This is a genomic window from Ruminococcus sp., from assembly GCF_017549005.1.
In the GTDB taxonomy this organism is placed as follows: Bacteria; Bacillota; Clostridia; order Oscillospirales; family Ruminococcaceae; genus Ruminococcus.
Genome location: NZ_JAFYYT010000029.1, coordinates 42,579 through 66,953 on the forward strand (window position 1 = coordinate 42,579; position 24,375 = coordinate 66,953).

A 24,375-nucleotide genomic window follows, 5' to 3' on the forward strand; every position below is an offset into this window, starting at 1 on the left:
TTTATTAGTACCTTTTTTTCGTCAGAACTCAAAGTTTTTTCAAATATTATTTATTTTTAACTATTATATCACAGTCAAATTCACATTGCAATGTATTTTGTGTTAATAATAGCTCTAAATAGCCAGTTCGCTGATAAAGCACTTAAATATACAGAACCTGCACATAATATATAATGTATACCACCGCCGTTAAGCAGAGCAGCTATTTTGGTTTTTCCATTGACTTTAGACGAAAATTGTGATAATATAAGAACAATGTCTTAATAAGTTTTCAATAATAAAAATTATTTAAGTAAATAGACGGAAAAGCAGGTTTTTTTCATTGAAAAAATTTAAGGACATGAAAAGAGGTATAAGTATATGAATCGAAAAAAGATATTTGCTTCTTTTATGGCATTCGTAATGTCATTTGGAGCAATACAGTCACCCAATTTTTCCTCCGACATTTTTACGGCTGCTACAGAAGAACATAACGGGGAAACTGTTTCATTCGACATTGAAACAGGTACGCTGACTTTACAGGGGAAAGTCGACAGGGACGATGTATCAGAATACAACAGAAATGAAAACGTAAAAAACATTATCGCAGCAAAGGGTACTATCCTCCCCGAAAACTGCGGGGAGCTTTTTATGGGCTCAAAAGCTGAAAAAATAGACCTAAGCAACGCTGAGTCGGCAAATGTAACAAATATGCACTCTATGTTTGAGGAGTGTGATCTGCTGACATATATCGACCTTTCAGGCTTCAATACAAAAAATGTTACAGATATGAACAGTATGTTCCTCAGCTGCCGCTCTCTGATATCTGTTGATGTTTCGGACTTTGATACTTCCAACGTTACGGGAATGTCCCGAATGTTCAAGAACTGCTCGTCGCTTACAGCTCTTGATGTATCGGGATTTGATACTTCAAAGGCAGCCCCTCTGTTCAGTATGTTCGAAGGCTGCTCGTCACTCAAAGCTCTCGATGTATCGGGCTTTGATACTTCAAATGCAACATATATGTTCAATATGTTCAAGGGATGTTCATCACTGAAAGTTCTTGATCTTTCAGGTTTCAATACTAAAAATACAGTAAGTATGGTCGGAATGTTCATGGACTGTTCAGCACTGACAATTCTTGATATATCAGGATTCAGTACGGAAAGTCTCATGAATATGTACGAATCCGCCGGCGGCTGCTCGTCCATGTTTGAAAACTGCTCTGCTTTGAAAACGATCTACGCTGGCAATGCCCTGACCTTCAGTGACGGCGACGGTACAGATCTGTTTGCAGGCTGTAACAAGCTTGTCGGCGGAAATGGGACTAAATTCGACGAAAACAATACAGGAATATCATATGCACGCATAGATAGTAACGAAAAGCACGGATATTTCACGGAAAGACCTGACTACACCCTCGGTGATGTCAACAACGACGGATTTATAGACGCAGTAGACTCTTCGCAGGTACTCGTCTACTATGCAAAGGTTTCCACGGATTCCGACGGTGGTTTCACAGACGGGCAGAAGCTTGCCGCTGATATGAACCGTGACGGTCTTATCGACGCTGTGGATGCTTCTCTTATTCTTGCGTACTACGCGCATATTTCCACTAATAATGAAACAACTACAACCACTACAGGCACTACTACTTCTTCTACTACAAGCACAACGACAACTACAACGACAAGTACTACATCATCTACTACAAGTACGACTACCACTACAACAAGTACAACTACTTCAACGACAAAACCAACTACTACCACTACAAGTACAACATCAACCACAACAACCACGACAACTACTACCACAAGGACGTCTACTACTACAACAAGGACAACAACTACTACGACAAAACCAACTACTACCACTACAAGTACAACATCAACCACGACAACTACTACCACAAGAACATCTACTACTACAGCAAGGACAACAACTACTACGACAAAAACAACTACCACTACTACGAGTACATCTACCACTACAACAAGTACAACTACTACGACAAAACCAACTACTACCACTACAAGTACAACATCAACCACGACAACTACTACCACAAGAACATCTACTACTACAACAAGGACAACAACTACTACGACAAAAACAACTACCACTACTACGAGTACAACTACTACAACAAGCACAACCACCACAACAACGACTACTACAAGTTCAACAACCACTACGACGAGTACGACCACAACTACTACAAGTACAACTTCCACCACAACAAGCACAACAACAACAACAACTACTACTACGACAACTGTTCCTCAGTCAAGTACTACTACAACCGTCCTGACAACAAGCTTTGCGGACTATATGATACCACCTGAACTTGAACTTGAAATAAACAGCTCAATTGTTGTCGGAGATCCATCACAGTATCTGACTCCACAGCAGTTCGGCGCAAAGGGCGACGGCTCAACTGATGATACACAGGCTTTCCGTAAGCTTTTCAAGGCTGCATATGATGATTCTTCCATTTCAGTCGGCTGGCGGCACGCAAAGAGCATTTTCATCCCGAGCGGATTATATATAATCAATGGTACAGTCATAGATGAAAACTCAGACATTCGTTTCGCAATGTTTGATGTCAGCGGTGCAGGCAGGGAAAGTACAACTATACAGTTCAACGGCGATGTACTGTTCGATAATCAAACACATGACGACCCTGATGATCCTAATAAGGACCGGCGTCCTATCTTCGGCTTCACTACCTTCCGCAACATAGGCTTTAACGGCACCGACAAGAATACTTTTATGAACATCAGAGACAGCGTTAAAATGGTTGACGGAGTTAATGTTGGAGTCAACGACGGTGTACAAAGATTACAGTTCATTTCATGTACATTCGGACATTGCAATAAGATCCTGAATACTATCGATTCAACTATAATGCTTTCGGAGATCACTTTTGCATATTGTAAAATTGCATCATGCGGCACAGTAAACAACCCGTGCAAGCTGTTCGTATTAAACTGTCCGCAGTCTGTAAACTGGAGATTTATTTATACGGATATGGAATCCTTCCACGGCGACGCATTCTATTACATGAAAGGTACGAGTATAAGCCTTTTAGGCGGCTCTATTATCCCGCTTTCAGGCAGCGTTTTCAATTTTGACTTGTATACTGCTGAAAAAACTGATACCGCAGGTCCTTCCAATTCTCCACATGTACTATGTATCAATTCACGTTTTGAGATCAGAGACGAAAGCTCACTAATAAAATCAGCTTCCTATTACGGAAATACAACTAAAGCTTTATTTAAAGCCTGTGGTTTTGGTACAGCTTCAAATAATTCTCCCAATTTCCTTTCAATAAACGGCGGACTGAACGTTAACTTTGAAGAATGTTACGGCTGCGACCGCATCAGACTCAGCGGAAACGTTACCAAAAACGGCTGGCTGGTGCCTAAACTCACCTTTACAAAATGCCCTGATCTCAATCTGGAATACCTCATAAAAAACGCAAACATCAAAAACGAGCAGCCGGGACTTACCAAGAACAACCTCCATGTCAAGGTCGACAATTCATATGATTTCTTCATTGTAGACAATGATTACTTTCATACTATATCTGAGCTTGAGGAATGCAGACAGACCGTAAAGCTCAGTGAATATGATACTGTTGGTCTTTCAAATGGCAAAACTTTCAAGACCAAACCATACGGATATGTAAAATACGTAGAACTGACTGTTATCCATAACGATAATTATGGAGATGATTATCCTGTAACCATAACTCTTTATGATAACGGCAAAAAGATAAGCGAACCCACCAAGCTCACATTTGAAGCAAACAGGACCTACAAGATCGAAGTAAATGACTATGTGGATGAACTTCAGGCTGTATTTACACATTCAAATTCAAAAAATCCCAACATAGACATGAATATGGAAATCATCAAATACTAAGCCAAAAGGGCAGTAGTTCAATCTACTGCCCTTTTTTCATCTGTATTCTTTATTTCACTGATCTATTTCCAAATAGATAAATCGCTTTGCATCAAAGCTCACGCATGATATCCAGTGTGTGGCGTATTCCCTCTTCCACAGTAAACTGCCCTTTCCAGCCCAGGCTCTCAAGCTTTCTGCTGCTGAGAACCTGTTTTGCGATAGGTGTCATTTCTGCCTTTGCGACTTCATCAGGATCTGCAAATATGACTTTTGTTCCCGTCTGTGCGGCAACTTCCTTTGCAAAGCCTGCGATAGTCGTTCTTGAAGCGGAATTTGCAATATTATAGGCATTTCCGCTGATTCCGCTTGTGAGTACCGAGATTATAGCTGACGCTGAATCTGCAAGATAGGTGTACGACCGGAACTGATTTCCGGCGCTGTTGAGGACAATATCCTCCCCTGCAAGTCCCTTGTTCACAAACTGTGCGTTTGCACGATTATCAGCCTTTGTAACTGTAGGACCGTAGGTGTGGCTCGGTCTTACTATAACAGTATCAAGTCCGAACTGCTTTGTATATGACACGCACAGAGTCTCAGCCGCTCTCTTTCCGTTAGGATAGCATGAACGCGCCGATGTAGGGTCGACATAGCCTGCATAGGTCTCCTCAAAGGCTTCAAGGCTGAGGTCGCCCTGTCCGTATACTTCGCCCGACGAGATATAGAGCAAACGCTTTGTGCCGTGCTCCCTGCCGTAGTCAAGAAGGTACTTCGTACCGAGGATATTGCTCATTACAGTTCCAACGGGGTCGCTGTTGAAAGCCGCAGGAAATGCAGGACTTGCTGCGTGAATGATATAGTCAGCTGTAAAGTCAAAATCAGGAAGTTCATTGACATTATGCTCCACAAAATGCAGCTTGTCCGTGTTGATCCCCTCATATCTTGCAGCAAGCCGCTCCGCACTCAGATCCATTGCGTAAACTGTGATGTCTGCGTTCATGTACTTGTTTGCATAAAGCAGCATATCCGCCATGAACGAACCGATAAGTCCCGAACCGCCTGCTATAAGAACAGATGAACCATACAGCTTTTCAAGTCCGACTACAGCATTTACAGCTATTCCGACGTCCTTTTTGTAATTTTCACTTTTATAGAAATTCATAACAATTAGTCCTTTAACCAGTCTGATCTTTTTGCCTTGAGAAGAGCCTTGAATATGTCGATATCCTCAACTGTCGTAAGTTTGATGTTCTTTTCCGAACCTGACGAGAAATGTACCTGCTCGCCCATTTCTATCATAAGTGTACACGAAGCAATAGAATTGGTGATGCCTGCCTCAAGAGCGCATCTGTGAAGATCACAGATATCTCCTATCTTAAATCCCTGGGGAGTTTGCGTTCTTTTGAGGTTATCACGGGGATAGCTGCCAGTGGACACTTTACCGTCCTCTGTCTGCATCATAGCTTCTGCACATGGGATAACGGTTATAGCATTTCCGTACTTCTTAGTCTTGCTGATACAGTCCGAAATTATCTCTGCCGACACCATCGGACGTATCGCGTCGTGTATGAGAACTATATCGTCTTTGCCGAAGTGCTTTTCCAGTTCATAAACGCCGTTGCGTATGGAATCCTGACCGTTTTTGCCTCCGGGAACAACGTACTTGAGTTTTGTGATGCCGAACTGCTTTGCATAAGCCCAGAGGACCTGATCCCAGCCCTCGATACAAACTACTGCAATTGCGTCGATTTCGGGATGATTCTGAAAAGCCTCCAGTGTGTACACGATAACAGGTCTTTCATAAACAGTTATGAACTGCTTCGGAATATCCTGATGCATTCTGCTTCCGCAGCCGCCTGCTATCAATAATCCAATATTTGCCATAAATGCCACCTCTTGATAATATATAAATGCTCCAGCCTGTTTAAAGCTGTCACTTCTTTTTCTTTTTTCTGAGCTTTCGTTTCAGATCAGACCAGAACAGCATCGAGAGCTTGAATGAGAACTTGTCTATAGTCCTGTAATCACTGGATCTCAGACTGTACCTGTATCTAAGGTAATCGGCGTCAGTCTTGACAGGCTCCGCACTTTCCGACGTATCGTAAAGCTTAATGGTGTGACCGGCGTAATCCTGCAAGATGTTCAGCTCCACAGGCCGCAGGCTCATTCCGTATTCACGTACCACCTTGTAAGGAAGCGGATCAACAGTGAGAATGTATCTTTTGAAGAGAACGGGTTTCTTTGTTCCCCATATGCATACGGTGAGCTCATCATCGGGAACTCCCAGTGCATTTCCGAGCCCTTCACGTTCCATATACTCGTCATATATCACAGCCGAGGGAGAAAACTCAGGGAAAGAATACTTCTTTTTCCCGTACTGCAGCTCAACCTGATGATCGTCCACAGTGTACTTTGCGTGCTCGCCTGCGTCGCTGCAATTGGTGGAAAGACTGCAATACGGATATACGAAATAGCGCCCCTCTTCTATACAGTATCTGTCATGAAACTTGAGCCACGATGATTCGGGCCACTCATTGAGCGCATATGGTATCCTGTCGGACTTTGTGAACTTCTCATTGCGGCTGAGCCATTCCTTGAAGGGCTTCCATTTGGAATAAGTCCAGACCTGTCCCCATGACATTGCAATCTTCATGAAAAAAGCGTCATGCTCCGATTTCTGAGGTTCAAAACGGGCCAGCCATTTCAGCCAGTTCTTCTGAAATGTGTACAGCGAGATACCTGCAATATTCTCATCTTCGCCGTAGAATCCGACTGCCTGATAAGCATAGTGATACATACTGTCGCTAACATATATATCGTCCTCGAGAACTATGACCATGTCATATTTTTCCGTAAAATCTCCGCACTGAAGGATATGTTTTTTAAGTCCCTGACGCTGCGGGAATGTACGTATGACCTTCTCACCGTGCTTCCACTCATATTTCTTCGCGAAGTCCTCGACCAAAGAAGTCCCGCTGTTATCTATGCTGAAAATCAATGAAATATCATTTCTTCCGTCATAATCGACCTTTTCCAGTGAAGAAAGCAGGCGCTTCAAGCCGCCAAGACGATTATAACATACTAAAACAATGGCAACAGATCTCATTTTTTATCTCCTAAACGTTATTCCTTTGAGCATAAGTATCGAATTCTCCCTTATCGGCTTTATAAACAGAGGAAGCACTATACTTGTTCCTATCTGAGTAATCAGAGAAGCTACGGCAGCGCCTGTAGCTCCGAATTTCGGTATCAGCAGCCAGTTGATAAGGATATTCAGTACTACCGCAGAGCCGTACAGGTATTTCAGGTACTTCTGCTTGCCCTCGCACACGAGCCACGCGTTTCTTGCAACTCCGAGGTATGAGAACGCCGTGTACCAGGTTATCACCTTCAAGGGCTCAACAGCGCCGATATACTTTTCTTTGTATAAGAACAGAACAGCAGGCTTCGCTATAACGGTGATACCGACCGAAGCGACCAGCGCTACGTAAAATACAATACTGTAGAGCTGGATATTACGTTTTCTATATTTTTCGTAATCCTGCTTATGAAGCTCCATGATGGACGGATAAAACGAGTCGATTATCGCCTGCAATACGAATACCCATGCCAGACTGAGCTGTACAGCAGCACCGTAGTCTCCTACCGACGATGTATTGTGCAGCATATGCTTCAGCATGAATTTATCTGTGTTTCCGTATATCGAGACCATAAGAGTGGAAATTATGAAATGATAGCTCTGCGACAGCAGCCTTTTTCCGGTAGGCCATGAAAACGAGAACGCAGGTCCGTTTTTCTTTTTGTAGAAGATGTACACGACTACAACAACTGCGATATAATCTATCGACATTGCCACCGCGAACCAGCCTACGCTTTTGCCAAGCAACAAAAGCACTGCTTTATATGCCGACATTGCCAGATATGCTATGATAGTCGCTATGGCACATACCTTTGACTCAAGCCTTGCCTGGAACCAGTACTCGAGTATGGTGAAGGACTGAAATACCATTCCGATACAGCAAAGTCCGACTATTTTTGTAGTCTGAGGCTCTCCCTTGTCGATAATGCATGACAGACAGATTATAGAGATCCACGAAAGTACAGAAGCTGCAAGCCTCATGGCTATTGATGTACCCAGCAGCTCTCCCTGCTTGTCCTTATGCTCGAGCATTTCCTTAACAATGACCGAATTAAGTCCCAGAGAGCATAAAGACGAGAAAAATCCCGTATATACAGCAGCATAGCTGATAAGTCCGAAATTACTGTTTCCGAGATATCGGGTAGTAAGAATGTTTATCACAAATGCGATTATCATCTGCACTACCTTGCCGCCCACGAGCCATGAGATATTCTTGAATACCCTGGAGGTTTTAGCTTTATTTACAATACTACTAATCATATTATCCTTTGATCCTTACTTTTGCTGTTGAATGTCAGTTACCGTCGGCTGCAGCGTTCTCTGCGTCCTTTTCTTCATTTGCCGTAAGCTTTTCGGCGTATTTGTTCACGTTCATTATAAATCCTGCATAGAACCAGAAATCTATGGAGATAACAAAGCTTGCCGATATGAAATGCTTTATCATTATTACGGAAAAAGCGCAGAACGTAAGCATTACGATAACGCTGTTATTACTGCTCCTTGCAACTGCTATCGTCTTTACAAGACCGAATATCACGACAAAAACCAGTGCAGCTCCTACGATCACACCGTAGGAAAGCAGCATTTCAAGTATCCAGTTATGAGCGTATACCATCGGATTAAGCGGCTCGTAGAGAACTGTCCTGTCTCCGAAAAGTCCGTATCCGAACAGGTTAAGCTTCTGTACAGCCATTTCCCATATTCCGTTTCTTCCGTCCTTTTCGAGCCAGCCCGAAGCCGAGCCCGACATAAACTGCTCAATGAATGACAAGGCTCTGCTGGATACACCTGCTTTCGTCAGGAGCCCGCCTATCTTTTCCAGGATATACGGCAGCGAAAACAGGCCTGCTATAGTCAGGAAAAGCCACTTTAACCTGTTGAATGCACTGTTTTCCGCGTCCGAAAAAAGGTGCATCATTATAAGCAGGACGATATATACCGATACTGTCAGAAACGCTCCGCGGCAGCCGCCTATAAGAAGCATTACACAGCCTGCGATCCCCAGTATTTTCGAGATGCGCGTGGAGCTTTTTGAGGGAAACAGGCAGAAAAAGACCGAATTAAGGCTCATATATGCAAAGGACATATAGTCGCTGGTCTTTTTTTTCAGTATGAACTGTATAACTACAAAAACTCCTATCGCACCTATCAGCGTTATCTTCGCAAACGTAAAAAGAGCTTTAAAAAGCTCGTCATAATCTATCTCTTCCGTCATTCTGAGAAATATCGGGAAATACACCGTAAGCAGCATCACAAAGCCGCTTGACCAGAATGAACCGTAAAACATATATGTGGCAGTTGCGGGATTGAGAAGATAGCTGAAAGCCAGCGAAAGCAGCAGAAATGCTGTCGAAAACGCAGCCGCCCTGAATTTTATCACTCTTGAATAGGAGAATAGTCCTATCACGCCGAGAAACAAATAAATGAACATCGTGAAGCTGCCAAGGCCGAAAACAGCCATTATTTCCACCAGAAAGTAATTCATCTGAGGCAGGAAAAACAATAACGCGATCAGGAGTTCATTTTTGGGAGTATTGATCTCTTTTGTCATTTTTTATCCTTTCATCAGGAAATCCAGATCTTTCACATCTGTTATTTCCCTTTGGAAATGCTCAGCATTCTGCCTGAGCCATTCAGCGTCCTTCTCCCACCATTTCAATGAGACAAGCTTTTCAATAATGCTGTCGTCAAAGCGCTTACTTATGACCTTTGCAGGAACTCCGCCGACGATAGTATAAGGAGCGACGTCCTTTGTCACTACAGCTCCCATTGCTATTATAGCTCCGTCGCCGATCCTTATGCCGCCCTTGAGCATGACATTTTCGCCGATCCAAACGTCGTTTCCTATCTTAACGACGCTCCTCATTCCGTCTTCCTTTATGTAAAGCCCCTCGTCATATACGTCCTTTGCAGCAAAGCTTGCACCGCACTGCTTCTGAGTGGAATAGAAAACAGGAGCTGTCGACAGGAAACTCTTCGGGTGTACTGCTCCGATAGTCCTCACATTGCGGGATATGGAGCAGAACGAGCCGATATTCGCGTCGATCTCGCAGTTTTCACCAATATATGTATAGGAGCCGATCTTTCCTTTTATCCATGTTTTTCTTCCGATCTTCACATTATCCGCAATTACAGTTCCCGGCTTTACCTTAGTTGAAAGGCTGAGCCTGACCTTGCGTCTTCTGACCGAAAGATATGCCGAATACATAAGATAAAAAATATTCCTATGTAATACCATAAACCAATTCCTCACATTTTTTATTTATTACTCTGTAAAGAACTCAAATCCGAATTTTCTGAGCACTTTCTTTAATGCCCTCTTAGGCTTTCCTGGAGTATATCTTCCGATAATGGTCTTTATTCCCAGCTTCACCTCATACCATACCGTATTTACATCGCGGTCGCCGTTGTATATGCCGGGGTGACGCTTGAAGTAATAATACGGCTTGTGGAGGAGCTTTCCCTTCCTTACGACGTCAAGTATCTCAAATTCCTTCCTTTTGCTCATTACACACTTCGCGCCGTATTCATTCGCTCTTTTGGACAGTGAAACCTCAAACTGCCATGCGTTCTGAGGCTCTTTTATCATAGCAAGGATAAATTCCTTTTTCCAGAGTCCGGAATAAAGATTTACGCTGTAATTGCACTTTGTATTGAGATTATGGATACCCTTGTAGCCCTCAAGTTCGTCAAGGATAGACTTCTTTGAGTGTATGAAAAGACGGACATAGTCGATATTTTCTTTCTCCATCATCTTCAGAAGACTTGCGATCGACTTGTCCCGGACCTTTTTTATAAGGTAATAGTCGTCAAGCGTGATAAAAACATAATCGGTTTTTACCTGTTCAATGGCGTATTTCAGACGCTCGGACCACTCTATCCCCTCGCCTGCCGATAATATCTTCACATTGGGATAGCTCTTGTCGCAGGGCTTATCCGTAACTATGTATGTATCCATGTTCCTGTCAGGCCAGTTCTGCTCAAGGAGCTTTACATGGCCGTCCCACAGGTCTGAAAATTTATCGCATGACAATATAAGCATTGTCATATTTCTTTTGCTGTTCACTTCTTTTTTGATACCTTCTTCATATTTTTTATAGCTTTTTCGACAACTTTTTCAGATGTCGAGCAGCTTGCACGTCTGTTATGATGCTTTTCGGTCATGACTATCGCCTGATCGTAATACTGTTTCTGAAGCTCCTTATCCCCGAAAAGCTTCCTGATGCAAGTTTCAAGGGATTCCTTTTCAGTGCATACCATCGCAGCCTGCGTGGACTGCATATAATCGATGATACCGCTTTCAAGCGAGCCGTAAACAAGTATACCTGCTCCGCTTGAAAGGGCGTCCGCTGCCTTTGTGGAAAGGGAATAACGCGAAAGATTGATGTCCTTGTCTGCAAAGCCTTCCACAACAACGGTAACATCGCTCTCGGTCATGCGCTTCTGGACCTGTGCATAAGGAACAGAACCCATGAACTTCACATTGGGATTATCCTTGAAAACATCGTAGTAAACCGCGTCCTGCTCGTTGGAGTAGACCTCCAGTATGTAACTCGGATTGATCTTCCCGAGAGCATAGCCTATATCATTGAGGGAGTTGTTTCTGCCCATTCTGATATTGCCGAAATAGGTTATAACAGGAGCTTCCGTATTTATGGTCTGAAACGGCTTTCGCTCAATGGTGGAGGCAAGATACACCGTCTCTCCGTCAAGACCGAACTCGGAATTGTACTTGTCCCTGATCTTGTCGCTGATATATATGGCACTTCCGCGCCATGCAAGCACTTTTCTTATAAGTCTGCGGTAAGTCCGCTTATACAGATGATACAGCGGATTCGCAGTCTTTTCGAGGTTGAAGTAATAATCATCGCCTATGCACGAAACTATAGGGATATTGTACCTTTTGGCAGCATACATCGCTATTTTCGGAATGAAATAATCGTCCGAAAACGCTAAAAATATGCATTCGGGCTTGAAATCGTCCATCCATTTGTTCAGCTTTTCCGTACACCAGAATTTCTTTCTCCACAGCAAGCCCCTGAGAAGATGCGTCAGAGGAGAGTGCTTACGTCCGAATTTATAGGCTGCCTTTGCAGTATCGCCCTTTACCTCTAAATCAGTATCAGTCCATTCATCTTCCAGCTCGTCGTAATTATATATCACGCCCGTTTCCAGCTTTTTTCCCTGCCATCTCTGAAGCATACGATGATCGGTTATCTGATAAAGGGTGCCGCAGTGTCCCTTGCAGGGGCGTTTGGTATTTGAAAATATCTGCGCGATGTTCTCTTTCTCCCAATAATGAAAATATGCATCAAACGCCCGTGATGTAGATTTTGTATTATATGGAACAGTTCCGATAATTAAAAGCCTTGGATGCATATTATCTATCCTTTCAAATTCACCTTTTTATTTTTTCCTGCCGTACAGCCCCAGCTTGAAAAACGAGTTCTTTTCAGTAAGAAGTATCAGCGCCGATACTCCCGCAATTGCTATCAGCCAGTTTGCCGCAGTCAGTGAGACTCCAGATACAGAGCTGAATGCAGGAGTTGTTTTCATTTTCAGAAGGTCAAGGAAAATATAGTGCGCAAGGTATATCTCCAAAGAGTGAGTACCGATCCACACTGCTGCCTTTGCTATTCCTGAATCATGAGGTCTGCCGCTGAGCAGAGCACTGCACAAGCCGCATACGGCTATACAGCCCGTCATCGACGCAGCTGCACGGATAATTACCGATATCCCGCCGTCGTCAAGCTCGAATATATGATATCTCATAAGAAGATACATCCATACGACGCCGCATACCGCAACGGTAACATCAACAGCTTTCTTTCCGCAGCTTTTTTCAAAAATACGGTCGCTGTATGCTCCGAACAGATAGCCTGCGTAATAAAACGGCATATAATAAAGTGTAAGCTTTATCGCAAGGAACGAAAGTCCTGCAAGTCTGCCCGTTACGGCAAGTACAGCCATTCCGGCTGCATAAAGCAGAAAGAAAACAGCCTGACGCTTAATGCCGTCGCGCTTTGCAGCTTTGACCGCCGCAAATCTTGCACAACCGAATATCATGCTGATAGTCCATATCGTGGCTAAGAACCAATAACCCGAGTCCATATGCCACAGCAGCCACCTGATATTCAGGTAATCATGCTGCCCCAACACCAGGCCACGGATAAGGAAGCTCCATACTGCCCATGGCAGAAGATATGCGACAGTACGCCTTTTAACATAGCTCCAAAAGCTTGAAGCACTGTCGATCTCTCTGCTGTATTTCGTAACATAGCCGCTTATCAGTATGAACAGCGGCATCTGCAGTGACCATACTACATTATACAGGAAGCTTTTTTCTGCTCCCTGCGTACATCCTGTCATGGTATGACCGAGAACTACCATAAGTATGGCAATTCCGCGCATGATATCAACGATACGGTTCCTTTCCCCAGACATAGCTGTCTTATTCACCTCATTTTTGCTTCTTTAAGTAGTCTTTATACGGAATATCTGCACTGAAGTGCAGAGCTGAATGATTTGCTGCGTTTTTTACTATTTTTTTCCAGTCACCGTACTGAACTGTAAGGCGTTCCTCATATTTATAAGGAGCAGAAATAGTTCTGTCCTCGAACGGAAGATCAACAGTCTTTTCAAACAACGCCCTGTCCCAAGTGTATTTAGCATACCCGGGAGTATATGAAGTCACTCCGACCTTTTTTGTCCTTCCTTTTTCACATTTTGCAACAGATAAGTATCTTCTGCATATTTTGTCAGAAGATGTGAACAAAGAAATGAGCTTCCACAGACCGCTTGCAGCCCTTCTTGTGGCTGTTGCCTTTACAGAGCTGTTTTTAAGAGCGCGGTCAGTCTCGAAGCACTTGAACATATATTGCAGAGCTTTGAGTCTTATGGTCTGCCATTTGTACTTTGCGGCACTGTCGGGAATATTGTAAAGCGGAAATATATCAATGAAGATACCGTGATTTCCGCCGGGGCTCATTTCCAGCTCCCACTGTGAAAAACACGTGGTATCACTTCTTCTCAGCTTGGCGTGCCAGGGATAAAAACCCTTTTCCGTATTCCAGTACTGCAAAAAATACGGCGGCTCAAGCTCCTCCTTCGCGAATCTGCAAAACGCTTCAAAATCATCCACAAACATCTGAACGTCTATATCATCGTCCCATGGGATAAAACCTTTATGTCTTACAGCTCCGAGCAGGGTTCCGCCGTCCGCATAGTATTTAAGTCCGTGTTTTTTACATATTTTTTCAAGGCGATCGAGCAGATCAAGCTGGACCGCCCAAAGCTTTTTTGTTTCTGCTGTAACTAAATGTCCATCTCTTACTTCTTCGTTAAGTTCCATTTTTTCCTCACATTCTTACTGCTTCACATTATTTTTCAGATTTAAAAGCTATATCGCATATAAAGTGTCGTTCTCTTTTTTCAACAGGAGGCACCTGCATATAATCTCCGTAAAGATTTTCAAGGTATTTCTTGTAATTGTGCGGCATCAGAGCTTCTTTGCCCTCAAATTCTCCCTTAACTACAGGAAAAAAGAAGTCTGTCCTTATTATTTCACCGAAATAGTGACCTCTTCCGGTAGGGATGCTTGATAATTTTGTTTTTTTCCTGTAACGAACAGCCTTATCCACTAAATCGAACCACTTATTGCTGTTCATAAACGAAAATATCCTTCCCACAAAAAGCCTTTTGCGGTAGACATTCTCGCCGTCCTCCGCCTGAGAAAGGTACTTTCTGAGTGTCTCGTTCCTGCCCTCATACGTCTGAACCTGTCCCGCTATATACATAAGACCTGTTGCCAGAAAGCCCTTGAACTTGCGGTACATGAAGTTATCGGGGACATTTTCGATTATAAAGAGGTCAACGGCGATATTATGAGGAATATCAACGCCGTCGTCCTCAACTGTGACCAGCTTCGTACCCTTGATAAGTATCTGAGGGAATCGCTGTCTTGCCCTGCCCTTACAGTTCGGAGCGCTGAGTATGTATTTTTCACCCAGTTCTTTATCAAATACCTTTCTGAACTTATCAAAGTGTTCCCTGCTGATGGCAAGGTCAAGATCGTCGTCCCAGGGGATAAAGCCCTTATGCCTTACACCGCCCAAAAGAGTACCGCCTATGAGCATGACTTCTATGCCGTGTTTTTCACAGGCATTATATATGTCCGTATATGCCGACAGGAACAGCTCTTTGAGCTTTCGGCTCTCATCCTCTGTTAATTCTCTTAAAAAACCCTGTTTTGGTACGCTGTTTAAAAGCTGCTTGTAGGATCTCATATACCTCTCCTGTTTTTATTATTCTCTTGCAAACTTACGGAATACCCAGCCTCTAACCTTGTTTGGCATGAGTTTCTCCACGATCAGCCTTTTTACTGAGTTGGCAACAAATGTTGAAAAGCCAATCATATGCTTTTCAAGCATCAGCTTCTGAATGCCTATCTCACTCTTGAAGTACTTGTTGCCGCCGCGTCTCTGATACATATCTGCACCGACACGGGTATGCACCAGCGTATCGGGAAGATTTGCAAATTTGCAGCCCTCGAGGGCAAGCCTTATCCACAGGTAATAGTCCTCATTCCAGAACCAGTCCTTATAGTTGCCAGCCTTTATGACATCGCTCTTTCTGAACATTACCGTCATGTGATTGAAAGGGCAGCGTTTTTTCATAAATTCCTTCAGCTCTGCGTCTGTCTGCGAAACCACACGTCTGCCTACTACCTTGTCAGGAGAAGTGATGAATTCCTCGATCTGTCCGCCAAGTATTGTAAGCTGCGGATCATTCTCAAAAAAGCGGAGCTGCTTCTCACAGCGGTCAGATACTGCTATATCGTCAGTATCCATACGGGCAACAAGCTCGTTTCTGCAGACCTTGAGTCCTGCATTCAGAGCAAGTCCGAGTCCCTGATTCTTTTCAAGTACCAGTACATTGAAAAGCTCGGGAAATTTGTCCTCGTATTCGCCTACTACGTTGTAAAGCTCGTCAGTAAGAGGTCCGTCCTCAACAAGAACGATCTCGTCAGGCTGAACTGTCTGATTTATCATGGATTCCAAAGCGGAACGGAGATATTCTGGGTTTTCTTTCTGATACAATGACATTAATACGCTGTATTTTTCCATTCAGATCTTCCTTTCATGCTTTTCCAGCAGCTTCCTTGCCTCTGCCTGTAACTCGTCATACCTTTCCTTGCTGACTCTGCCTTCAGCCAGCAGTACATCGCCGTAATCAAGGGCAAGATCAGTCTCGGCTGCGTTTGTTTCGTCTTTTCTTCGTATAAATACCTGCATAGCTGTTTTTACAACAAGTTTCACATCTCCGATGAAACTTACCTTTTCGATGTATTTCTGATCCCAGTTGAGCTTATCGTCCCAGGTTATGGCATTTCTGCCGTTTGTCTGAGCAAGGCCGCTCATACCCGGTACTGCTGTGTGTCTCATTCTCTGTTTTTCCGTCATGAATACCATGTCGCGTACAAGCTGCGGACGCGGACCGATTATGCTCATGTCGCCTTTTAAAATATTGAAAGCCTCGGGCAGCTCGTCCAGGCTCGTTGCCCTCAGGAACTTTCCGAACTTCGGAAGGCGCTGCCCGTCGGGCAGCAACTCTCCGTTTTCGTCCCTTTCATCAGTCATTGTGCGGAATTTATACATATCAAAGAGGGTTTCCTCACCTGTTTTCGGATCAACAATGCCGGGACGCGGCTGCCTGAAAATAACAGGAGACCCCATTTTTATTCTCACAATAACTGCTATGACAGCATATAGCCAGCTGAAAAGAATAATCGCCAGCAGAGCGCATATAATATCGATCAGCCGCTTTATGTACCTTTCATAAAAGCCTCTTTTTCGCTGAAGTCGCATTTGCTCTTTCCTTCCGTATTTATTATTGTGTATCCTTATTTTTTCTGTGCTTTCCCGAAATAAACGCTCTGAGAAGGCCATAGCCCGTCAAAGCGCCCAGACTGTTGCAGATCACGTCATCAAGCTCACACAAACCTAATCGTGCAGCATACTGCGTGACCTCTATAAATACCGAAAACACAAGTCCGACGCTAAGCACCGCAAGCCATTCCCTGCCTCTGAATGCAGAGGGCAGACGCTTAACCAAACTGCGCGGAAAAGACATTCCGAAGGGAACAAAAAACAGGATATTGAAGATATTCTGCAAAACATCTGTTTTCCACTCCGGGTGTCCCGTCAGCATTTCGCGGTAAGCCCACATAAACCGCATATCAGCCTTATGATATGCGCCCTGTTTTCTCAGCAAAAGCGTATAACAGACAATGAAAAAGCAGTAAACTCCGAAAAAGACGAGCTTTATCCTTTGTCTGTTATCCCATATGAACTTCTTTGCCTGTGATATGCTCAATTAAAGCACCTGTGAATTATGTCGATGATCACATTCTGTTCCTCTGCGGTCATCTTGTTATCGGAAGGCAGACATAAGCCTCTCTGGAATATATCAGCTCCCACGTCTGTCATATTGCCTGCGATGTATGCATTGCTCTGACCTCTGCCGTTGCCGTCAGCCGTGATGAATCCATGACTTCTGTAGATAGGCTGGAGATGCATGGGCTTCCATATCGGGCGGCCTTCTGCATTATACTTTGACAGAGCATTAAGTATTTCGCCCGGTGAACTCTTTCCTGCCTCGCTTGTCCAAAGCTCGTCACTTCCGCTGCGTACAAACAGCGTCATGGCGTCAGGATTTATTATCATGCATGAAAGCCAGTAATTCGGAACGCTGGTAGCAGCGTCAAAGGGATTCATCGATATCGGGAGGTCTGCAAGTCCCTCCTTGTATCTCTCGTAAATCGCTTTCTTCTGTCCGATATGCTCGTTAAGATGAGGGAGCTGTCCCCTTACGATACCTGCAATGATATTGCTCATACGGTAATTGTAGCCGAGCTCCTCATGCTGATACCACGGTGCGGCTTCACGGCTCTGTGTAGACCATTTGCGTATCTTGTCCGCATCAGCCTTGTCCGAGCACAGAAGCATTCCGCCGCTGCTTCCCGTTACTATCTTGTTTCCGTTGAACGATATTACTGAAAAGTCTCCGAAAGTACCTGTCTGCCTGCCCTTATATGTAGCGCCAAAGCTCTCGGCAGCGTCTTCAACTATCAGTGCATTGTGTTTATCGGCTATTTTTCTGATAAGGTCTATCTTACCGGGAGTACCATAAAGATGAGCAACCACTATAAGCTTTACATCGGGATATATCTCAAAAGCCTTTTCAAGCGCCTCGGGAGACATATTCCAGGTGTCGGACTCTGTGTCGATGAATACAGGCTCGCCGCCTTCATATGTTATGGGATTTACAGTTGCGTCAAAGGTCATATCGGAAGCAAAGACCTTTTTGCCCTCAAGGCTTCCGTGACCTACTCTCGGAAGACCGTACAGTTTCTCGCCTGCAAGTCTTATCGCCAGATGAAGTGCAGCTGTTCCGCATGACAGAGCAACAGCACAGTTGACATGAAGGTATTCGCAAACCTGCTTTTCAATAACATTGATGTTTTCGCCTACCGTAGATACCCAGTTGGTCCTTATCGCCTCGTCCACCCACTTCTGTTCTTCTCCGTGCATTGTCGGCGACGCGAGCCAGAGCTTTTGCTTAAACGGTTCTATCCCCGCAAATCTGGAATCAGAATTCTGAATGATACTGCCGACCTCCTTAACATTACCTTTCATTTTAACTGCGCTCATCGGGTATGCTCCTTTAATGTAATTTCGTTTTTTATTCTCTTTAATGTCATTTTAAACTTAGAAGTTTATCTTTCTATGTCTTTTCCAGCAGCCCTGAGGGATAAGGCCGCATTCTTTTCATTGTCAGCTGCCATAGCTGCCGTACTTGTATTTGGAATAAAGTATGCCTCTGCGCTTGGTTTTCACGCCGTTAAGGATAAAACCAAGCATATTCATCCCCGAGAAGCCTACCTTCTTCATCGCTTCATTTACGTCATCGGTCGTTGTCTTTCCGTATCGGACGACCATGATAGTTCCCGAAACCTTCTTTGCAAGCTCAATAGCGTCTGTCACAACATTTACGGGAGGAGTATCAATAACGATAGTATCATATCTTTCGCTGAGCTTTTCAAGCATTTCCGTCATATTTCCGGAAGCAAGCAGCTCAGAGGGATTAGGCGGTACAGGTCCCGACGGAAGTATGTCGAGATTGTCCTCTATCTCCCTGAAGATACATTCATCTGTATGTGCCATTCTGCTGACAGCGCTTGACAGTCCTTTGGAGTTCCTGACGCCGAATATCCTTGACTGAACTCCTTTTCTCAGGTCTCCGTCGATAAGAAGGGTCTTTGAACCGCCTTGTGCAAGGGCAAGCGCTATATTTGCAGCTGTTGTGGATTTTCCCTCGCCCGGACTTGTTGATGAAACAGTGAATACCTTCTTATCACAGGTCGAAAGAGTAAAGCTCAGGTTTGCCCTTATTGACTTATAGCTCTCAACAACAGAAAACGGCACTTTCTTGTCTGTGAGCATCAAATATCTGCCTTTTCTCTTCTTTTCAAGCTCAAACTCCTGTACCGAACCTATTATCGGCTTATTGTACGCAGCGCTCAGCAATGCTGTACCCTTTATGGTATTATCAATGTAATAAGCCGCAATTATAAACGTAACGACCAGAACTGCTCCGATAAGCGCTCCCAGTATCGTATACCGCCTGACATCGGGAGATACGGGAGTTCTGTATATCTTAGCCGAATTGATCGTATTTATACTGCCTGCGCCAACTGCCTTTCTTATGTAACCCGGTGCAACCTTTGCCAGAGTATTGCATACAGCAGCGGAAAGCTCCGCATTCTGTGTCGTTGCCGTCACTTTCAGAGCATTTGTATCAGTGGACGAGGTTATAGTCATGCAGCTGCCTATTGACGCAGGAGCTATAACACCGTCTGATATGGTAAAGTTCTCGGCAAGCATATCATGATCAAAGCTGTGCATGAGCTTTACTCCCACAGCATTGAGAACAGCTTCGTCATCAAGAACATTTATGTAGGTATTTATCAGCTGTTTGGAATTGCTGATGTTATTGTAGCTTTGCTCCGACTCGTCATCAAAGCGGGAATAGCTCTGCACATACATGGAAATATGCGAAGAATACTTAAGCGGCATACAGAGCTCGGCATAGAAGAACGCCGCAGCACCGCCTATCAGGGCAGCTGTGATAATGAGCCACAGCCGGCTGAAGAGCAGCGCGAATATTTCTTTAAGTTCAATTTCTTCTTTACGCATTACTGATGCTCTCCTGTACAAACATTATGATCATATACTAAAGAGCTATATTAAATATCATAGACAAAATATAAAAAAACGGACGATATATGCATATGAGTGCAAAAGCCGTGACATCAGAAGCCAATCTCATAAAAAGGAATGTTTTCTCCTGTTGCTTTTGGTATGCATCTCATAATTATCACCCGATTTATATATAAAAAAAATATAACATAAATTTTTAAATCTAACTCAATCTGTATACTTGGAACCAATATCTACTTTTTGTAATTACTATACCTCAATTATATCATCGAAGATTTCATATGTCAATGCGTGCCCGAAACTTTGTTTAAAACACCAAATACAGTTTATTTTATAGTTTTGTTTTCGTTTGCTTTTTCACACACAATATTCTATATGTATTTTATTACTTTTGTTGTTTACAAACGGTATATAAAAAATTAATAAATAAGATTTTTTAGCGGTTATATTTAAATTTATAATCGTTTAAATCACACTAATTCTACTCATTAATTGTGCAAATTAAAAGTGCATAATCACAAAAAAGAGCAGTCCGCATGGACTGCTCTTTATATACATATCAAGTAGTAATTACTTCATAGCCTCTTCAACAGCAACTGCACAAGCAACTGTTGCACCAACCATCGGGTTGTTGCCCATTCATGTATAGCCGATCTGCGGATTCCACAGCATTGCGTTGTGTTGCGTATAATTGTCGAAAAATAGCCGTATTTTCGCAAATACAAATTCTTATTGACCTTTTGAAATATGTGTCAGAACTTAGTATTTTTCAATTTAGGGTGACAAATGGGTGACAAAACAAGCTTACTATAACCAGCTGTACTTTGAGCAAAACGAGTTATATGCTTTTTTCTATTATAACAGATAACGGAATAATTTTCAAGTATTAGGCAGCATTCTTTATAAAAAAATACGTCGCTCAGGTGTGGTCCTGAACGACGGTCAGATTATTTGAAAACATCCTCCAGAGCTTTTTTGCCCTGTTCAGCCTGATTTCGTGTTAGGTGATTATAAATGTTCATTGTAACATTTATGTTTTTATGTCCAAGCCTCTCCTGCACATATTTCAGCGGCAGGCCTGCTTCTAATAAACGGGTACAGTGAGTATGTCTCAGGGAGTGAAAATTAAAAGTAGGACAAAACTCATGTATCACCGTACTGGTATGCTGCATGGTCCGTGGCTGGATAAAGCCTCCGTTCTCATATACATTAATGAAGTCGATCACTTCCCCGCTGCTGGTGTTGATACCGTCTTGCTCATTATAGTGCAAGGTCGTATAGAACTCATCATAAAACTCCTTGTTCGCAGCCTGCTCCGCCCTTAACTCATTTAGCAGATTCAGAACAAACTGATCTATATCGATGATTCTTGAAGAGTTGTACTTAGGCGGTGTAAGATACCACACCTTCTTCTCATCATGCCATTGAAGCTGCTTGTCAATAGTGATAGTCTTATTATCAAAATCAACATTATCCCATGTTACTGCAAAAGCCTCACCTAATCTCAGTCCACAGTGATAAGCAAGCATCATAGGCAGATACGGTGAAGTGCCTTTAGGAAAACGTTCAAATATCTTGTTTATAACATCTTCCTCAATAACATCTCGCACATACAGTGAAGCCTTGAAGCTGCTGCGTGATCCTTTAGGTATCTTCACATAAACCATCGGTGAGGTCTGTATGTAATGAAGCGGCTGAACTGCGTAATTCAGACTGCTCGAGAGAATTCCCTTTATACTTATTATAGTATTCTTACTGAAACCTTCTGAGACCAGATCGTTTATAAGCGACTGCAGCTGCTCAGCAGATATGCTTGTCAAAAGATAATGTCCGATTTTAGGCGAAATATGAAGTCTTATATACTTCTTATAACTTGCAATTGTTGAAGGCTTCAAGTTCGGTCGGCAGTACATTTCTATCCAATAATCCATATAGTCGCTCACAGATAATTCCTTAGGTACAAAGACTGTTCCTGCGTTCAGATATTCGTTCATAGCCTTTGTTCCTGCACTAAGAGCATCTGCCTTTGTGGTAAATCCGCCCTTACTGAAGCGCTTACGTTTACCCTTAACTCTAGCTACTTCAAAATAGTATTCCCAGCGTCTGCCACGCTTTCGGGCATTTATTTCTGCCATACTATCCCTCCTATAAGTATGAGGATAGCACCTCCGGGGCGCTATCCTCGTTTGATTGAATGTTACGCTGATACTGAGAGTTTCTCAATGTTGCCTGGATCAGTGAGATCATATCCGTCGTACTCGTTGAGGAACTTCATCAGAGTTGCGTGTCTGATCTTTAATGAGCCCAGCTTAAGTGCAGGCAGCAAGCCCGAGCTTATGAGCTGATAAACATAACCGGTGTTAGTGTGCATGATTATAGAGACTTCCTTTACGGTGTAAAGGATTTTCTCTGGCACTACACCTTCCGTGCTGCGCTCATTTACGTTCTGAGTGATCGTATTAGGGGTAGTTGTGTTTGAATTGGTATTCATAAAAATTCTCCTTTCGCTTGACCTGACTGGCCGTTTAGCGTATAATTATTGTATACGGCGCGCCCTTTATGGGCGCAACCAGTATTAACTTATTTTATACCGTACTCCTTCTGGAACTTTCCATAGAGAGGTGTGTCGATGAACTTGATAGCCTTTGCGTGAATAACGATAGGCTCGTTCACCCCGTCAATTTTATTGTACAACTCAGCGCAGAGTATAATATCACCGATACCCATAGAACCGAAGCCAGCGTTAGCTGCGTTCTTATATCCAAGCTCGACAGCTATACGCTCGAGGGATTTAGCAGGTCGGAAGAAAATCTTGATACCTGCCTCCTTAACTACGTCGATAGCGCGACTGCCGATTGAGATATATTCCGTAGTCATACCTATGAACTTGGTGTTGAACTTTCTTCCTTGGGTCAATATAGTATGTAGTGGACTGCCTTCAGCAAAACACTGGTCTTTGATCTCGTCCACAACTATTGACAGCGGAGCTGTATCATGGTCTCGTTGCCACTCAAAAGCCGATGCTATCAATGCATCGAGTAATGAGTGTTCTTTATCACCTGATTCGTTCCCCAAGTATAGAACCGGAATCTTTTTTGTTTTTTCAAAGAATTCTGCCCAGCCTTGCTCCTCGAACCCTATCTTGTCAATGTCGTCAAGCGTAGAACTGATAAGGCTGAACACATGATTGCCGACCTTACCGCCTCTTTTAAGCGCGTTACGGAGCATTTCGGTTGAAACTGAAGTAATATTTGGATACCTCTTCAGCATATCCGAAATTACGCCAGTAAGGGATCTTGTTTCGTCCTTATCGAGTTTACCCGCAATAGCCTTAATAAAGCTGACAATGCGGCGCTTCCTAGCCGGAAGGCCGGAACAGTCTCCAATGAGCAAAAGATTTACAGGTATTTTTCTTTTGCCGTCAGCAACTTCGATAAACTCGAATAGAGCATCGACGACCTCTGGGGGAAGTGCTCTGATAACTTCATCACGAGTGAATGAGTCACTTACGTCACAAACGAGCATCCTGCTCCCGAGCATCGCCAATAATGGTAATAAATTTGTTGCGCAGAAGGACTTGCCTTTTCCGCTCTGTCCTGTGATAAAGATATGATCGTTGGACTTATTCCCAAATGATATATCCTTACCAACATATCTGCCATCTGCTGTTATACCCAGCGGAAGTAACTCGTTCTGTCCAAGCTCACTATAGTCGAGAAGGAACTTCTGATAATCGGCAAGTTCAAGCCTCTTACGATTTTCTGCATTGATAAGTTTCTTGCTTACGCCGTAAGTATACAGCATATACGATTCCCCATCGGAATTCTGAACATGAAACCTGTAACACTTGCTATTGTGATCATTGATATTAAGGCAATCGCTTGCTTTTATTGCATCCGTAAGTGTGTTGACGCTATTAAGCTTTAACTTACTGCGAGCAAGCTCTCCTATTATGTCCGTATCGAAATAGACGTAGTCATCGTCAACGATGACCGAGTTGTTTCCTTGATTGATAACGATAAACTTCGTCCGCTTTATGAAATTAAAGCGTCCGCTGCTAATCTCCTC

Annotated in this window: 21 protein-coding genes; 1 reads left to right on the plus strand and 20 read right to left on the minus strand. The window is 43.4% G+C overall.

What is annotated here, in order from left to right; all coding sequences use genetic code 11:
- Positions 1-360 precede the first annotated feature (360 nt).
- The gene (locus tag IKW96_RS07515; protein ID WP_296572613.1) at positions 361-3,909 is read left to right on the plus strand and encodes a BspA family leucine-rich repeat surface protein; all 3,549 of its coding nucleotides are present in this window, start codon (positions 361-363) and stop codon (positions 3,907-3,909) included.
- Positions 3,910-4,000: 91 nt separating this feature from the next.
- On the opposite strand, the gene IKW96_RS07520 is transcribed toward IKW96_RS07515, so the two are convergent.
- The 20 genes from IKW96_RS07520 to IKW96_RS07610 form a co-directional block, all read right to left on the minus strand.
- Positions 4,001-5,050: an NAD(P)-dependent oxidoreductase gene (locus IKW96_RS07520; RefSeq protein ID WP_296572616.1), complete on the minus strand. Its 1,050-nt coding sequence runs from the start codon at positions 5,048-5,050 to the stop codon at positions 4,001-4,003.
- 5 nt (positions 5,051-5,055) lie between these two features.
- A complete protein-coding gene (locus IKW96_RS07525; protein ID WP_296572619.1) occupies positions 5,056-5,772 on the minus strand; it encodes a 2-C-methyl-D-erythritol 4-phosphate cytidylyltransferase in 717 nt (238 codons plus the stop codon).
- A 49-nt stretch (positions 5,773-5,821) separates the two neighbouring features.
- A complete protein-coding gene (locus IKW96_RS07530) occupies positions 5,822-6,994 on the minus strand; it encodes a hypothetical protein (protein WP_296572622.1) in 1,173 nt (390 codons plus the stop codon).
- 3 nt (positions 6,995-6,997) lie between these two features.
- The gene (locus tag IKW96_RS07535; RefSeq protein ID WP_296572625.1) at positions 6,998-8,287 is read right to left on the minus strand and encodes a flippase; all 1,290 of its coding nucleotides are present in this window, start codon (positions 8,285-8,287) and stop codon (positions 6,998-7,000) included.
- Positions 8,288-8,321: 34 nt separating this feature from the next.
- Positions 8,322-9,578, minus strand: a complete 1,257-nt coding sequence (locus IKW96_RS07540; RefSeq protein ID WP_296572628.1) for a hypothetical protein — start codon at positions 9,576-9,578, stop codon at positions 8,322-8,324.
- Between the two features lie 3 nt (positions 9,579-9,581).
- On the minus strand, positions 9,582-10,265 hold the full coding sequence (locus tag IKW96_RS07545; protein WP_296572631.1) for a CatB-related O-acetyltransferase: 684 nt from the start codon (positions 10,263-10,265) through the stop codon (positions 9,582-9,584).
- A gap of 27 nt (positions 10,266-10,292) precedes the next feature.
- Positions 10,293-11,069 carry a hypothetical protein gene (locus IKW96_RS07550; RefSeq protein ID WP_296572634.1) on the minus strand — a complete coding sequence of 259 codons (777 nt, stop codon included), beginning with the start codon at positions 11,067-11,069 and terminating at the stop codon, positions 10,293-10,295.
- A gap of 20 nt (positions 11,070-11,089) precedes the next feature.
- The gene (locus tag IKW96_RS07555) at positions 11,090-12,406 is read right to left on the minus strand and encodes a glycosyltransferase (RefSeq protein WP_296572636.1); all 1,317 of its coding nucleotides are present in this window, start codon (positions 12,404-12,406) and stop codon (positions 11,090-11,092) included.
- Positions 12,407-12,433: 27 nt separating this feature from the next.
- The gene (locus IKW96_RS07560; RefSeq protein WP_296572639.1) at positions 12,434-13,471 is read right to left on the minus strand and encodes an acyltransferase; all 1,038 of its coding nucleotides are present in this window, start codon (positions 13,469-13,471) and stop codon (positions 12,434-12,436) included.
- Between the two features lie 16 nt (positions 13,472-13,487).
- Complete coding sequence (locus tag IKW96_RS07565) at positions 13,488-14,378, minus strand: phosphorylcholine transferase LicD (RefSeq protein ID WP_296572642.1); 891 nt, start codon at positions 14,376-14,378, stop codon at positions 13,488-13,490.
- Positions 14,379-14,406: 28 nt separating this feature from the next.
- Positions 14,407-15,312 (minus strand): LicD family protein, encoded by a 906-nt coding sequence (locus tag IKW96_RS07570; RefSeq protein WP_296572645.1) that lies wholly within the window; start codon positions 15,310-15,312, stop codon positions 14,407-14,409.
- An 18-nt stretch (positions 15,313-15,330) separates the two neighbouring features.
- Complete coding sequence (locus IKW96_RS07575; RefSeq protein WP_296572648.1) at positions 15,331-16,152, minus strand: glycosyltransferase; 822 nt, start codon at positions 16,150-16,152, stop codon at positions 15,331-15,333.
- On the minus strand, positions 16,153-16,974 hold the full coding sequence (locus IKW96_RS07580) for a sugar transferase (protein ID WP_367112950.1): 822 nt from the start codon (positions 16,972-16,974) through the stop codon (positions 16,153-16,155).
- Positions 16,916-17,401, minus strand: coding sequence for a VanZ family protein (locus IKW96_RS07585; RefSeq protein WP_296572654.1), 486 nt, complete (start codon positions 17,399-17,401; stop codon positions 16,916-16,918). Before IKW96_RS07585 ends, IKW96_RS07580 begins: the two co-directional genes overlap by 59 nt.
- On the minus strand, positions 17,398-18,738 hold the full coding sequence (locus IKW96_RS07590) for a DegT/DnrJ/EryC1/StrS family aminotransferase (RefSeq protein WP_296572658.1): 1,341 nt from the start codon (positions 18,736-18,738) through the stop codon (positions 17,398-17,400). The genes IKW96_RS07585 and IKW96_RS07590 overlap by 4 nt, the downstream gene beginning before the upstream one ends.
- A 123-nt stretch (positions 18,739-18,861) precedes the next feature.
- A complete protein-coding gene (locus IKW96_RS07595) occupies positions 18,862-20,283 on the minus strand; it encodes a polysaccharide biosynthesis tyrosine autokinase (RefSeq protein WP_296572661.1) in 1,422 nt (473 codons plus the stop codon).
- A 594-nt stretch (positions 20,284-20,877) separates the two neighbouring features.
- A complete protein-coding gene (locus tag IKW96_RS14815) occupies positions 20,878-20,946 on the minus strand; it encodes a GGGtGRT protein (RefSeq protein ID WP_227945356.1) in 69 nt (22 codons plus the stop codon).
- Positions 20,947-21,254: 308 nt separating this feature from the next.
- A complete protein-coding gene (locus IKW96_RS07600) occupies positions 21,255-22,442 on the minus strand; it encodes a tyrosine-type recombinase/integrase (RefSeq protein ID WP_296572664.1) in 1,188 nt (395 codons plus the stop codon).
- Between the two features lie 62 nt (positions 22,443-22,504).
- The gene (locus IKW96_RS07605; RefSeq protein ID WP_296572670.1) at positions 22,505-22,723 is read right to left on the minus strand and encodes a helix-turn-helix domain-containing protein; all 219 of its coding nucleotides are present in this window, start codon (positions 22,721-22,723) and stop codon (positions 22,505-22,507) included.
- Positions 22,724-22,887: 164 nt separating this feature from the next.
- Positions 22,888-24,375: hypothetical protein (locus IKW96_RS07610; RefSeq protein ID WP_296572667.1), on the minus strand; the 1,488-nt coding region annotated here is incomplete at its 5' end.